Consider the following 13,182-nt stretch of genomic DNA (forward strand, 5'->3'; position numbering starts at 1 on the left):
TCAGGGGCGATAAAGAGCCAGAAGTTCGTCCACCTTTTTACGTGTGCCGCCGTTGCTGCTAATGCTACGCCGCACTTTGACCTGAAAATGCTTCGCGGCTTTGTACCATTCGCGCGTATCAGGCGTGTCGTGATTCGAAATTAACACCGGAATTCTTTTGCTGACCAGCTTTTCCGCCATCTCCGCCAGACGGGCCTGTTCGGCCGGGCTGAAGCTGTTGGTGTGATAAGCGGTGAAATTCGCCGTTGCAGACAGTGGGGCGTAAGGCGGGTCACAGTAAACCACCGAGTTTACGCCTGCCAGCTCCATACACTCTTCATAGGAGAGGCAATGAAACTCTGCGTTCTGCGCTTTTTCGGCAAAGTGATACAGCTCGTCCTGCGGGAAATACGGACGCTTATAGCGACCAAACGGTACGTTAAATTCCCCGCGCAGATTATAGCGGCACAGGCCGTTGTAACCATGTCGGTTGAGATAGAGGAACAGCAGCGCCCGACGGAACGGATCCTGACTCTGATTAAACTCAGTGCGAAACTGGTAGTAAACGTCCGGCTGATTATTCTCCGGCGTAAACAGTTTGCGCGCCTCTGCAACATACTCTTCGGTACGCAGCTTAACGATGTTATAGAGGCTGATAAGGTCGTTGTTGATATCCGCCAGGATATAACGAGAAAAATCGGTGTTCAGGAACACCGATCCTGCGCCCACGAAAGGCTCGATTAGACACTCGCCTTTTGGCAGGTGCTTTTTAATATCATCGAGCAGGGGGTATTTCCCCCCTGCCCATTTCAGAAAAGCGCGATTTTTTTTCATGCTGACTAACTGATTACACCTTCTCCGGCTGTGGAGAAAGCTCCGACAGCATCCTGCGCTTTAAACATTACTTCAGATCGGCCTGAACCTGATGAATCGGCTTCGCCCAGGGATTTTTTGCCTGAACATCCGCTGGCAGTGCCGCTACGGCACGTTTCGCTTCATCTTTGGACGAATAAACGCCGCTGACCAGCACATACCACGGTTGACCATTACGGGTCGTCTGATAAACAACATAGTCTTTCAGATTTGATTTCTTCGCCCAGCTGTTGAGGTTGTCATAGTTAGACGAACTGCTCAGCTGCAGCGTGTAGTTGCTGGATGGCGCAGACTTCATCGAGCCAACGTTACCTGCAGTTTTACCTGCGGCGCCGCTGGAGGCTGTTGCCGTGGCTGCTGGAGCCGTTGCTGCAGGTGCCGCAGTGGTCGCCGTTGCTTTCGGCGCAGTCTGCGTGACTGGCGCTTTAGCAGGCTCGCTCACGGCTGCCGTTTCGGTGCGTTTCGGCTGTGCCGGTACCGCTTTCACTTCAGGCGCTTTTACGACTGCCTGAGGTTTGGTTTCACGCTTAGGCTCAATCACCGCCTGCTTACGTTCAGGACGCGTCGCAGTTTGCGTCTGGCGCGGTTTTGTTTCTGTCGCAGCCGTTTGTGGCTGAGCGTTGTTACCACCGCGAATCGGGGCAACGGTTGCCGGCTCAGTTGGCAGCGTGGAGTTAACCACGACGTTATCAACCTGCTGCTGGTTCTGCGGCTGCGTCAGCGCATTGTTCAGATCTCCCTGAACTTCTACGCGCTGCTGGCCTTCAGGCGTAGTAGGTGCCTGACCCTGAGCAGGGGTTGAAGAAACGGGCGGCAGAGAAACATCCTGCGGCGCTGTGGTGTTACCTGCGGTCTGCTCTGCGGAAGTCGCACCCGGTGCAGGCTGTGCGCCATTGGCCTGATTGGTCGCATCGTTACCGGACAGGTTGATGCTCTTCTCAGCGGAAGCTGTTTGCTCGGTTGAGTTCGTTGACGGTGCTTTGAGCGCGGAGCCAATGCCGACAATCAGCAGCACAAGTACCAGAACGCCCAGACCCATCATGATGTACTGGCGGGAAGCCGGTTTCGGTGCAGCGGCTTTTTTACGTTTACGCGGGCGACGCTCTACAGGCTGTTCGTCCATTGAATCTTCTTCGGACTCATAATCCTCTTCTGCTCGCTCTTCGTGCGCGTTGCGGCTGCGCGAAGGGCGACGATCGTCTGCATCCAGATCAACATCGTCAAAGTTGATCTGCGGCTCGTTATCACGTTCTGAAGATTGACGAGAACGACCAGTACGACGATCGCTGGGATCGGGTTTCAGCTCGTCTTCTGGTTTGAATTCATCCATTTAACACCCCACTCAAAGGCTTATGCCAACGACTTTGCATTTCACCTGAAGCTAAACGACCACCGGCTACAGTGGCCTGACCTTTCTAGTTGTTACGCCTGCTGACAATCAGCGATAGCGCCAAGAACGACATCGTGCGGCACTCCGCCGCGCACTTCACTCTTCCCTATTGCAAGCGGGAGTACAAGACGCATCTCACCTGCCAATACTTTTTTATCGCGCATCATGTGGGGTAAATACGCTTGCGCCGACATCTCCTGCGGCCCGGTTACCGGCAAATCTGCACGTTCAAGCAGCGCAATGATGCGCGCCGTCTCTTCAGGTTTAAACTGCCCCAGACGTTCAGAGGTGCGGGCTGCCATGACCATACCGGCCGCGACGGCTTCACCGTGCAGCCAGTTGCCGTAACCCATCTCGGCTTCAATGGCGTGGCCAAACGTATGCCCAAGATTCAGTAAAGCACGTAAGCCCGTTTCACGCTCGTCTGCTGCGACAACTTCTGCTTTCAGCTCACAGCAACGACGAATGCAGTATGCCAGTGTAGCCTCATCCAGGCACAGCAGCGCATCCATATTCTCTTCAAGCCAGCTAAAGAACTCGCCATCAAGAATAATGCCGTATTTGATCACTTCCGCCAGACCCGAAGCCAGTTCGCGCTTCGGCAGCGTTTTCAGACAGTCGAGATCCACCACCACCGATGCGGGCTGGTAGAACGCGCCAATCATGTTTTTGCCGAGCGGATGGTTGACTGCCGTTTTGCCACCCACAGAGGAGTCGACCTGGGACAGCAGCGTGGTTGGGATTTGAATAAAACGCACGCCACGCTGATAGCTTGCGGCCGCAAAGCCGGTCAGATCGCCCACAACACCGCCGCCCAGGGCAAGCAGTGTTGTATCGCGACCATGCGGTTTTTGCAGCAATGCGGTAAAGACGGTATCCAGTACCGTCAGGCTTTTATACTGCTCGCCATCGGGGAGAATCACACTGTCGACTTTTACGCCCGCCTGCTCAAGCAGGTGGCGTACGCGGTCGAGATAAAGCGGAGCCAGCGTCTCATTGGTGACCAGCATCGCCTGATCACCCGCTTTCAGTGGTAAAAAGGAAGCTGGGTCGTTAAACAAACCAGCCGCGATGGTGATAGGGTAACTACGTTCCCCGAGAGTAACTGTAATCCTCTCCATGACGCGACATCCACCTTTAATGCTTTTACCCGCAGGCGAGTGTATATAAAGCCAGAATCAGTTGCTTTCCAGCATATGAATAATCTGGTTTGCAACCACTTTAGCGCTCTGGTCGTCAGTACGAATGGTCACGTCGGCAATCTCTTCATACAGCGGATTGCGTTCATCGGCCAACGCTTCCAGAACTTCGCGTGGTGGCGTTTCAACCTGCAGCAGCGGTCGCTTTTTATCGCGCTGCGTACGTGCGAGCTGTTTCTCAATGGTCGTCTCAAGATAGACCACTACGCCACGGGCGGAGAGACGGTTACGGGTTTCGCGAGATTTCACAGAACCGCCGCCTGTTGCCAGGACGATGCCCTGTTTTTCCGTGAGTTCGTTGATCACTTTTTCTTCTCGGTCACGGAAACCTTCTTCGCCTTCTACATCGAAAACCCAGCCCACATCAGCTCCGGTTCGTTTCTCAATCTCTTGATCAGAATCGTAAAATTCCATATTGAGTTGTTGAGCTAACTGACGCCCAATAGTGCTTTTGCCGGCACCCATAGGCCCAACCAGAAAGATATTGCGTTTCTCTGCCATTTTATCGGTACTACTAAGACTATTCGTTAATGGTAATCCCCGCTTCGCAGACACCCGGCGTAGCAGGACATGAACTGAAACCTCATATGCAATAGAGCGAGAGTCAGACTAAAAATTATCTCAATACTCCGGCTTGTTTGGCAACTGATTAAATCACCGCGTCGGGCGCATAAGGTAATAAGACGTAAGTCCAACTCAAATCGGTACTCCTTCACTTTTTACCTCCACCTGGGTTTCTATCTCCTGTTTGTCGATCGCCAGCGTTTCGCCGTCAGCCTGCTGCAGAACCTGTCCCGGCATATTTTCGCTGATGTGCAATTTCAGGCGCACGCGCCCTCCCGGTAAGACCACCGGCGTGACCTCCATTCCTAATACCGCCTCCTTAAACTCAACGGAGGTTGCGCCGCTTTCACCGCTTGAGACCTGATACGGTATTTCACTCCCCTGCTTGATGCTGGCCGGTTGCATATGCGAGGCCAGCAGCCGCGGGCTGGCGATGATATCGACCTGCTGTTTTTGCTCCAGCGCAGAAAGTTCCAGATCCAGCAGCCGACCATCGATCCGTCCGATGTTAAAACCCACGTGGCTGGTGGCGCTGGCGACGGAAAGATCGCTGCCCAGCGTGGTGAGCTGGCCAACCTTTCCCGGGTCGGCGGCGTCGGCGAGACTCCACTTCACCCCCAGCTCACGCAGGCTTTTTTCATTAATGGTCACAATATGTGCCGCCAGCTCGACCTGTTCGACGGGAATATCCATCTGAGCGGCCCAGCGCTGCAGCGTCTCCACCACCGTCTGGTTATCCCGAATCAGCAGCCGGTTGGTGCGTTTGTCGAGAGACAAACTTCCCTTGGGGCTCAGGAGCTTTTCCGCGTCTTTTAGCAGCTCACCGGCATCGGCATAGGAAAAAGCGATGCTGTGAGACACCAGCGGCGCATCAAGCTGTCGGCGCGTCCGCTCCTGTTCTGAGCGCTCCTGCTGTTCACGCTGCCAGGCCGCGGTGTGCACATAAAAAATGCCGCCCTCCTCTCGCAAAACGAGGCCAGCACTGGTGACAACCGTCTGTAGCGCCTGCCGCCAGGGGACGCGCGTCAGGTTGAGCGAAAGCGAGCCGCCGACATCAGGCGATATCACCAGATTACGATTCTCCTGTGCGGCCAGGCTCTGCAGCACCTGGACTACAGGCACGTCATCCACCACCAGCGTGACCGGTTTTGGCGCGGCGGCCCACAGCGGATGGCTGAACGCCAGCAGCCACAGCATTATCCGTAAATTCATTCTTATTCGTTCCTTCTCGTTGCCACGTCCATGTTCTTGGTTCACATGTGTCACCCACATCAACAACCAGTTCCGTTTCATTGATGGCTGTTACCGTCCAGCCTGCCGGGAAGCGCTCATGCGTTTTCAGCCGGTACCAGCGCTTTTGCCCATCCTGTAAAATGCCGATAGCCTGCTGTCCTCCCACCATGCCGCGATAGCGCCACTGCGCCAGCTCGCCAATGGCGCAGGGATCGACCGACGGGCGAAACGGATCGCGCATGCCGGTCAATAGCAGCGCTGAGCAAACCAGCAAATATCGCGCGCTATTTCGCATGTTCCAGCTCCAGCCGCAGGCGCAACGCTGTACCCTGTGGTGCAATCGCGAAAGCGGCGATCTGCACATCCCGCTGCGCCAGCCGGGAAAAAAGCGCCGGAAGCGCCTGCCACTCCACCTCCAGCATCAGTTCCCCTCCGTTCTGCAGCGGCTTCCAGTGAACCAGCGTCGCGTTATCGCCCTGAAAATCGAGCGGGGAAAACGGCGTCAGCGCCCGTGCTTCCGCTGTTTCCGTAAGAAACGGCACCTTTCTGACGGCAGGCCATAACGCCGCGTTCGTCCTCGCGTCCTGAATCAGCTGGCGCTGTCGTTCAGCACACTGCCTGTCCAGCGGTCTGAGCAAGGTGCCCCACGCGGCCAGTCCTGCCAGCAGACTCCCCAGACACCAGAAAAGCACCCGATACCAGGGACGGCTCTCGCACCAGCGTTCTAACAGGGTATCCATGCGTTACCCCTCGCTTTTAAGATGGAGGGTGAACATCCAGCGCCCCTGGCTATCCTGGCGAAGCTCACCCGCCGTTCCGGGCGTAAAACCCGCTATTTGGCCCAGCGCATCGCGCAGAGCAGACAGGGCCGGCAGGGTTAGGGCATACCCGGTCAACATCAGAGCAGGAGGCTGATAGCGAAGCTCTGTCAGCCAGACCTGTGAAGGTGTGGCGCGGGAAAGGGATTCCAGCACCGGTTGCCATGCGCGTCGTTGACGTGTCTGCGCTGGCCTCTGCGCTTGTGAGGTGAGCGTCTGCCGGGAGGCAAGCGCGTGCTGCACGGTCTGCATTCCCGTCAGCTCCGTTTGCAGCGCGTGCAGCCTCATAACAGGGTTTATCCGCAGGCAGAAAATGACCGCGAACATCAACAGCACGGTGCCGACACACATTGCGCCCCAGAAGCGCAGGCATCGCGCGCGCCGCTGCTGTCGCCAGGGCAGAAAGTTCATGATGCTCATCCGGGCACCTCGCTCATGGCCAACGCCAGCGCAACGGTATAATCAGCGCCGCAGTCCGGTAACGGGGCATGGCAGCGTTCCAGGATTTCCCACGGGTCACGTCGGCTATCAAACAGCGCGATGTCATCCGGACCAAGCGCCAGCAGCGCCGCCAGCTCGGCCACGCTTTCGGCTTCTGTGGTAAAGCGGCGTCCCCACTGGTGACGCATCGCCCACAGCCACTGCCGATCGTCGCGCCAGGCGACGCACGTCGCTGGCGCCACCGCGGGAAGAAGATTCGCCAGCGCGCTGGCATCCGGCGTAATGGCCACCAGCCGCAAACGCAGCGTTTTCGCCAGCGCCAGTAGGGTATCAACCTCGTTGTTTTGCGCGGCGGTCACCTGCAAGGTATTGCTGAAGGTATCCTGCGCGTAATCGAAACAGAGCGTATCGGCAGACATCTCCAGTTCGCGCGCGAGCGCCGCGCCAAGCCATGAGAGCTGCTCGCTGTCGCGCAGCGCAACGGTCGGACGGGGGAGCGACCGTTGCAGAGTGCGTGCTGCCGGGAAAGAGAGGAACACCCGATGGTAGTGCGGCAGCGTTTTGCGCCAGTCGCGTAACGCATCAACCAGCTGTTCTGGCTGACAAATTTTGCCGTCACGAATGATGCCCTCGTCCAGAGGAATCGCCCACCAGCGGCGCAAGCACCAGCCCGACTTCCCCCGGGCCAGGGCGACGATCAGCACCCTATCCTGTTGAATATGAACGCCCGTTTGCCATCTTTTGAAAGCCATGCTTCACGATCTCCTTATCGCCCGTCGCCTTGACGGCTATATCAATGAATCAGGCTTGCCTTTATACTACCGCGCGATTGTTTAGAAACTGCCCAAGTGAAACCAAATGGGAAATCTCCGGTGAAGTTCGTAAAGTATTTATTCATCCTTGCAGTCTGTTGCATTCTGCTGGGAGCAGGCTCGATTTACGGTTTATACAAATATATTGAGCCACAGCTACCTGATGTCGCCACGCTTCGCGATGTGCGCCTCCAGATCCCGATGCAAGTTTATAGCGCCGATGGCGAGCTGATGGCGCAGTATGGCGAGAAGCGTCGTATTCCGCTGACCTTAAACCAAATCCCCCCCGTGATGGTGAAAGCCTTTATCGCCACGGAGGACAGCCGTTTTTACGAGCACCACGGTGTCGATCCGGTGGGGATTTTCCGTGCCGCGAGCATTGCGTTGTTCTCTGGTCACGCCTCTCAGGGGGCGAGTACCATTACGCAGCAGCTGGCGCGTAACTTCTTCCTCAGCCCTGAAAAGACGCTGACGCGTAAGATCAAAGAGGTATTCCTTGCGATCCGTATTGAGCAGCTGCTGAGCAAAGACGAGATCCTTGAGCTGTACCTCAACAAAATTTACCTGGGCTACCGCGCCTATGGCGTGGGGGCTGCCGCACAGGTGTATTTCGGTAAGCCTGTTGAGCAGCTCACCTTAAGCGAAATGGCAACCATCGCCGGTCTGCCGAAAGCGCCGTCCACGTTTAACCCGCTCTACTCGCTTGATCGCGCCACCGCGCGCCGTAACGTCGTCCTGTCACGTATGCTGAGCGAAGGCTACATCAGCCAGAGCGAGTACGACCAGGCGCGTAACGATGTTATTGACGCTAACTACCACGCCCCTGAAATCGCCTTCGCGTCCCCTTACCTGACCGAAATGGTTCGTCAGGAGATGGTGAATCGCTATGGTGACAAGGCCTATGAAGATGGCTACCGCGTGTACACCACCGTCACCCGTAAAGTCCAGCAGGCGGCTCAGGAAGCGGTGCGGAACAACGTGATGGACTACGATATGCGTCACGGCTATCGCGGCCCGTCAAACGTGCTCTGGAAAGTGGGCGAAAGCGCGTGGGACAGCAAAAAAATCACCAGTACGCTGAAGGCGCTGCCAACCTATGGTCCGCTCCTTCCTGCCGTGGTCACGCAGGCCGATCCTCAGGAAGCCGTTGCGACACTCGCGGACGGTACTTCCGTCTCGCTGCGTATGGACGGTATCCGCTGGGCGCGTCCTTACCGCTCGGATACGCTGCAGGGCGCAACGCCGCGTAAAGTGACCGATGCCGTCCAGACCGGGCAGCAAATTTGGGTGCGCAAGGTAGGCGAAGCCTGGTGGCTGGCACAGGTGCCAGACGTCAACTCGGCCCTGGTCTCTATTAACCCACAGAACGGTGCCATCCTGGCCCTGGTCGGCGGGTTTGATTTCAACCAGAGCAAATTTAACCGCGCCACCCAGGCGCTGCGTCAGGTCGGTTCCAATATCAAACCGTTCCTCTACACCGCAGCGATGGATAAAGGCTTGACCCTCGCCAGCATCCTTAACGACGTGCCAATCTCCCGCTGGGATGCCGGTGCCGGTTCCGACTGGCAGCCGAAGAACTCCCCTGCGGAGTATGCCGGCCCTATTCGTCTCCGTCAGGGTCTGGGACAGTCGAAAAACGTGGTAATGGTGCGCGCCATGCGCGCGATGGGCGTCGACTATGCCGCAGAGTATCTGCAGCGCTTCGGTTTCCCGGCGCAGAACATCGTTCGCACCGAGTCGCTGGCGTTAGGCTCCGCCTCGTTTACGCCGCTTCAGGTCGCACGCGGGTACTCGGTGATGGCCAACGGCGGCTTCCTGATTGACCCGTACTTCATCAGCAAGATTGAAAACGATCAGGGCGGCGTGCTGTTCGAAGCGAAGCCGAAGATTGCCTGTCCTGACTGCGATATTCCGGTCATTTATGGCAATACGCCAAAATCCGAGGTGCTTGAGAATAAGGACATGGAAGACCCTGCCGTGTCTCAGGAGCAGCAGAACGGCGTCGTGCCGCAGCCGCAGCTTGAGCAGGCTAACCAGTCGCTGGTGGCACAGACCGGTGCACCGGAGTATGCCCCGCACGTGATCAACACGCCGCTGTCGTTCCTGATCAAAAGCGCGCTGAACACCAATATCTTCGGTGAACCGGGCTGGCAGGGCACAGGCTGGCGCGCAGGGCGTGATTTGCAGCGCCATGATATCGGCGGTAAAACGGGGACAACCAACAGCTCGAAAGATGCGTGGTTCTCCGGCTACGGTCCTGGCGTGGTAACGTCGGTCTGGATCGGTTTCGACGATCACCGCCGTGACTTAGGTCGTACAACGGCCTCCGGCGCGATTAAGGATCAGATTTCCGGCTACGAAGGCGGTGCGAAGAGCGCGCAGCCGGCCTGGGACGCCTACATGAAGTCCGTTCTTGAAGGCGTGCCGGAGCAGCCGTTAACGCCACCGCCGGGCGTGGTGACGGTTAATATCGACCGCAGCACCGGTCAGCTCGCCAACGGCGGTAATAGCCGCGAAGAGTATTTCATCGAGGGCACGCAGCCAACCACGCAGGCGGTGCACGAGGTGGGGACAGAGATTATTGATAACGGCGAGACGCACGAGCTGTTCTGACAACAAAGCAAAACGGCAACCTCTGGTTGCCGTTTTTGTGTTTGCTCCCTCTTCCCGTGGGAGAGGGTTGGGGTGAGGGCATCAGGCCACTACAGCCGCCCCTGCCCCTTCAGCCATTCCCGTACCAGGAACAGCGCGCTCACGTTGCGGGCCTCATTAAAGTCAGGGTCTTCCAGCAGATCCATCAGGTGCGCTAGCGGCCAGCGAACCTGCGGCAACGGCTCCGGCTCATCCCCTTCCAGCGATTCAGGATAGAGGTCTTCAGCCACCACGATATTCATTTTGCTGGAAAAATAGGACGGCGCCATGCTCAGCTTTTTCAGGAATGAAAGCTCATTCGCACCAAAGCCCACCTCTTCTTTTAGCTCGCGGTTTGCCGCTTCAAAGACGGTTTCACCCGGATCGATAAGTCCTTTCGAGAACCCAAGCTCGTAAGATTCCGTTCCCACAGCGTATTCGCGGATCAAAATCAGATGATCGTCGACAATGGGAACAATCATCACCGCTTCGCGCGAAGAGGGGCGCATACGTTCATAAACGCGACGCACACCGTTGCTGAACTCCAGGTCCACACTTTCGACATTAAACAGGCGCGATTTGGCGACAGTTTCAACATTCAGAATAGTGGGTTTTTGTAGTGGTTTGCTCATCTTGATGGGTCTTAGCAGTGAGAACTGGCGTTATTGTGCGATACGCTGCACGGTTTCGGCAATGTCAATTGTTCTTTATTTACATTTATGCAACGTATTTGGGATCAATCCTCAATTCAAAACAAATGTCAAGAGGTTGAAATGTTTCCAGGAATTTGCTGATATCGCGCCATAACAGGCTTTGCTATCATCACCGGTCACTGGGATGCGCTTCAGAATGCTCAAGTTCGACTCCATACTTGCCGATAGCCAGCCACAGACTCTCATTCAATGTAAAGGTGCTACTGACTTTACCCTAAATAAATCGAGTTGTATGAAGGCGGCGACGCAGCGAATCCTCAGGAGCGTACATTAGTACGTGACTGAGGTGAGCGAGGAAAGCCAACGCACAGACAACTCGAAGTATGACGGGTATACACCTGTAAGAAGATAAGTAAGATGGGGAAAGCATGAGCACCATTTTGATTGTTCTCGCTGCTATGCTGGCCGGCGCGTTTGTTGCAGGGTGGTTGTACAGGCGCCGCGTACAGCGCCGTTATCGTCTGCCTTTTTTAAATGCATTTGCGGGTGCGAGCACGCGTAAACTCACGCAGGACGAGCGCGATGCGGTTGAAAACTATCTCGAAATCCTGAACCGTACTCAGTTAACGCCTGGGCCAACGGGAGCCACCGCTGCGCCCGTCGCGCTCAAGCTTAATGCGCAAAGTGATACCGTGCTCTGCGTGACGCGCTCCATCACGCGCTACGGCATCACGACTGATGACCCCAACAAATGGCGCTATTACCTTGATTCCGTCGAAGTGCATCTGCCCCCGTCCTGGGAGCAATATATTAATGACGAAAACAGCGTTGAGCTGATTCACACCGATTCGTTGCCCCTGGTTATCTCGCTTAACGGCCATACGCTAAATGAATACCTTCAGGAAGCCCCGCGTTTTGCGCTGGAACGCGCAAGTTCAACGCAGGCGTCCATTCGTGGCGAAGAGACAGAGCAGATCGAACTGCTGAACATTCGCCAGGAAACGCATGAAGAGTATGCCCTGAGCCGCCCGGACGGCATTCGTGAAGCCATTCTGATCGTTGCTGCCTTCCTGCTCTTTTTTATCTGCCTGCTCACGCCGGATGTGTTTGTCCCCTGGCTGGCTGGCGGCGCGGTGCTGCTGCTGGCCGGTGGGCTTTGGGGTCTCTTTGCTCCACCGGCTAAAACCTCGTTACGCGAGATCCACTGCCTGCGCGGGACGCCAAAGCGCTGGGGTCTGTTCGGTGAAAACGATCAGGAACATCTCAACAATATTTCGCTCGGTATTATCGACCTGATCTACCCGCGCCACTGGCAGCCGTGGATCGCACAGGACCTAGGGCAGAAAACCGACATTGATATCTACCTTGACCGCCACGTTGTGCGTCAGGGACGCTTCCTGTCTCTGCATGATGAAGTGAAAAATTTTCCGCTTCAGCACTGGCTGCGCAGTACGGTCATTGCCGGCGGCGCCGCGCTGGTCTTAGTCATGCTGCTGCTTTTCGTGCCGCTGGATATGCCCATTAAATTCACCCTGTCGTGGATCAAAGGGGCGCAAACCATTGAAGCGACCAGCGTCAACAAACTGGATGAAGCCGGTGTACGCGTGGGGGACACGCTGCGCCTGAAGGGGACCGGTATGTGTAATATTCACACCGCGGGGGCGTGGAACACGCGTCAGAGCTCGCCGTTCATGCCGTTCGATTGTTCGCAAATTATCTGGAACGACGCGCCGCCGCTGCCGCTGCCGGAATCCGAAGTGGTGAACAAAGCCACAGCTCTCACCCAGACGGTTAACCGCCAGCTGCACCCGAAACCGGATGATGATTCGCGCGTCAGCCCCGCGCTGCGCTCGGCCATTCAGAAATCAGGCATGGTTCTGCTGGATGATTTTGGTGACATCGTCCTGAAAACGCAGGATTTATGCTCCTCTCAGGATGAGTGCATACGCCTTAAAAACGCCCTGGTAAACCTGGGGAACAGTAAAGACTGGGACTCGCTGGTGAAACGCGCCGAAGCGGGACGACTGGACGGCGTTAACGTGCTGCTGCGTCCGGTGAGCGCTGAATCTCTGGATAACCTGGTCGCCACCTCGACGTCGCCGTTCATGATGCGCGAGACTACCCGTGCGGCTCAGGCGCTGAACAGCCCGGCTCCGGGCGGCTTTGTGATAGCAAGCGATGAAGGCAGCGACCTGGTCGATCAGCCCTACCCGCAGGTCGCGCTTTATGATTACCCGGCGCAGGAACAGTGGAGCCAGTTCCAGCGCCTGGCACAGATGCTGATGCAAACGCCGTTCAGCGCCGAAGGGATTGTCACGAGTATTTATACCGACGCCAACGGCACTCGACATATCGGCCTGCACCGGATGCCGGATAGCGCAGGCTTGTGGCGTTACATTGGCACCTCTCTGCTGATGACCGCGATGCTTGCCGCCATTTTCTGGAACGGCTTTATGGCCCTGCGCCGCTACCAGCGCTCGCGCACCCGGCTTGCCGACATTCAGCAGTATTATGAAAACTGCCTTAATCCAAAGCTGATCCCCTCGTCTGAGAGCCTGATCTGATAACGTCGTTGCGCGGCAAGATGTG

Annotated in this window: 11 protein-coding genes and 1 pseudogene; 2 read left to right on the forward strand and 10 right to left on the reverse strand. The window is 56.6% G+C overall.

Annotated features, from left to right (window positions below):
* From dam to pilM, 9 genes and pseudogenes are all read right to left on the reverse strand, one after another.
* Nucleotides 1-813, reverse strand: coding sequence for an adenine-specific DNA-methyltransferase (gene dam, locus LA04_RS20035; protein WP_033146808.1), 813 nt, complete (start codon nucleotides 811-813; stop codon nucleotides 1-3).
* 67 nt (nucleotides 814-880) lie between these two features.
* Nucleotides 881-2,182 carry a cell division protein DamX gene (gene damX / locus LA04_RS20040; RefSeq protein WP_047652878.1) on the reverse strand — a complete coding sequence of 434 codons (1,302 nt, stop codon included), beginning with the start codon at nucleotides 2,180-2,182 and terminating at the stop codon, nucleotides 881-883.
* A gap of 92 nt (nucleotides 2,183-2,274) precedes the next feature.
* The gene (gene aroB / locus LA04_RS20045) at nucleotides 2,275-3,363 is read right to left on the reverse strand and encodes a 3-dehydroquinate synthase (protein WP_047652879.1); all 1,089 of its coding nucleotides are present in this window, start codon (nucleotides 3,361-3,363) and stop codon (nucleotides 2,275-2,277) included.
* A gap of 57 nt (nucleotides 3,364-3,420) precedes the next feature.
* Nucleotides 3,421-3,942 carry a shikimate kinase AroK gene (aroK, locus tag LA04_RS20050; RefSeq protein WP_003861630.1) on the reverse strand — a complete coding sequence of 174 codons (522 nt, stop codon included), beginning with the start codon at nucleotides 3,940-3,942 and terminating at the stop codon, nucleotides 3,421-3,423.
* A gap of 213 nt (nucleotides 3,943-4,155) precedes the next feature.
* Nucleotides 4,156-5,217, reverse strand: a pseudogene (hofQ, locus tag LA04_RS20055) (DNA uptake porin HofQ); the annotation flags it as partial.
* Nucleotides 5,129-5,533 (reverse strand): HofP DNA utilization family protein, encoded by a 405-nt coding sequence (locus LA04_RS20060; RefSeq protein WP_047652880.1) that lies wholly within the window; start codon nucleotides 5,531-5,533, stop codon nucleotides 5,129-5,131. The pseudogene hofQ and the gene LA04_RS20060, both read right to left, overlap by 89 nt.
* Nucleotides 5,523-5,978 carry a HofO family protein gene (locus LA04_RS20065; protein ID WP_047652882.1) on the reverse strand — a complete coding sequence of 152 codons (456 nt, stop codon included), beginning with the start codon at nucleotides 5,976-5,978 and terminating at the stop codon, nucleotides 5,523-5,525. Before LA04_RS20065 ends, LA04_RS20060 begins: the two co-directional genes overlap by 11 nt.
* Nucleotides 5,979-5,981: 3 nt before the next feature.
* Entirely contained in the window at nucleotides 5,982-6,476 is a 495-nt protein-coding gene (locus tag LA04_RS20070; RefSeq protein ID WP_047652883.1) for a PilN domain-containing protein, read from the reverse strand.
* Nucleotides 6,473-7,249: a pilus assembly protein PilM gene (pilM, locus tag LA04_RS20075; protein ID WP_047652884.1), complete on the reverse strand. Its 777-nt coding sequence runs from the start codon at nucleotides 7,247-7,249 to the stop codon at nucleotides 6,473-6,475. Before pilM ends, LA04_RS20070 begins: the two co-directional genes overlap by 4 nt.
* A gap of 120 nt (nucleotides 7,250-7,369) precedes the next feature.
* On the opposite strand from pilM, the gene mrcA reads away from it, so the two are divergent.
* Complete coding sequence (mrcA, locus tag LA04_RS20080; RefSeq protein WP_047652885.1) at nucleotides 7,370-9,922, forward strand: peptidoglycan glycosyltransferase/peptidoglycan DD-transpeptidase MrcA; 2,553 nt, start codon at nucleotides 7,370-7,372, stop codon at nucleotides 9,920-9,922.
* Nucleotides 9,923-10,011: 89 nt separating this feature from the next.
* Here the strand turns inward: mrcA and nudE are convergent, their stop codons facing one another.
* Complete coding sequence (gene nudE, locus LA04_RS20085) at nucleotides 10,012-10,572, reverse strand: ADP compounds hydrolase NudE (RefSeq protein WP_008503041.1); 561 nt, start codon at nucleotides 10,570-10,572, stop codon at nucleotides 10,012-10,014.
* A gap of 449 nt (nucleotides 10,573-11,021) precedes the next feature.
* On the opposite strand from nudE, the gene LA04_RS20090 reads away from it, so the two are divergent.
* Complete coding sequence (locus LA04_RS20090; RefSeq protein WP_047652886.1) at nucleotides 11,022-13,157, forward strand: intracellular growth attenuator family protein; 2,136 nt, start codon at nucleotides 11,022-11,024, stop codon at nucleotides 13,155-13,157.
* Nucleotides 13,158-13,182: the final 25 nt, after the last annotated feature.

The organism is Enterobacter sp. UCD-UG_FMILLET (assembly GCF_000762975.1).
In the GTDB taxonomy this organism is placed as follows: domain Bacteria; phylum Pseudomonadota; class Gammaproteobacteria; order Enterobacterales; family Enterobacteriaceae; genus Enterobacter; species Enterobacter dykesii.

Excerpts from the sequence above, each read along its gene's own strand:
- dam (WP_033146808.1), bottom strand. The coding sequence starts at position 813 with ATGAAAAAAAATCGCGCTTTTCTGAAATGGGCAGGGGGGAAATACCCC.
- damX (WP_047652878.1), bottom strand. The coding sequence starts at position 2,182 with ATGGATGAATTCAAACCAGAAGACGAGCTGAAACCCGATCCCAGCGAT.
- aroB (WP_047652879.1), bottom strand. The coding sequence starts at position 3,363 with ATGGAGAGGATTACAGTTACTCTCGGGGAACGTAGTTACCCTATCACC.
- aroK (WP_003861630.1), bottom strand. The coding sequence starts at position 3,942 with ATGGCAGAGAAACGCAATATCTTTCTGGTTGGGCCTATGGGTGCCGGC.
- LA04_RS20060 (WP_047652880.1), bottom strand. The coding sequence starts at position 5,533 with ATGCGAAATAGCGCGCGATATTTGCTGGTTTGCTCAGCGCTGCTATTG.
- LA04_RS20065 (WP_047652882.1), bottom strand. The coding sequence starts at position 5,978 with ATGGATACCCTGTTAGAACGCTGGTGCGAGAGCCGTCCCTGGTATCGG.
- LA04_RS20070 (WP_047652883.1), bottom strand. The coding sequence starts at position 6,476 with ATGAGCATCATGAACTTTCTGCCCTGGCGACAGCAGCGGCGCGCGCGA.
- pilM (WP_047652884.1), bottom strand. The coding sequence starts at position 7,249 with ATGGCTTTCAAAAGATGGCAAACGGGCGTTCATATTCAACAGGATAGG.
- nudE (WP_008503041.1), bottom strand. The coding sequence starts at position 10,572 with ATGAGCAAACCACTACAAAAACCCACTATTCTGAATGTTGAAACTGTC.
- LA04_RS20090 (WP_047652886.1), top strand. The coding sequence starts at position 11,022 with ATGAGCACCATTTTGATTGTTCTCGCTGCTATGCTGGCCGGCGCGTTT.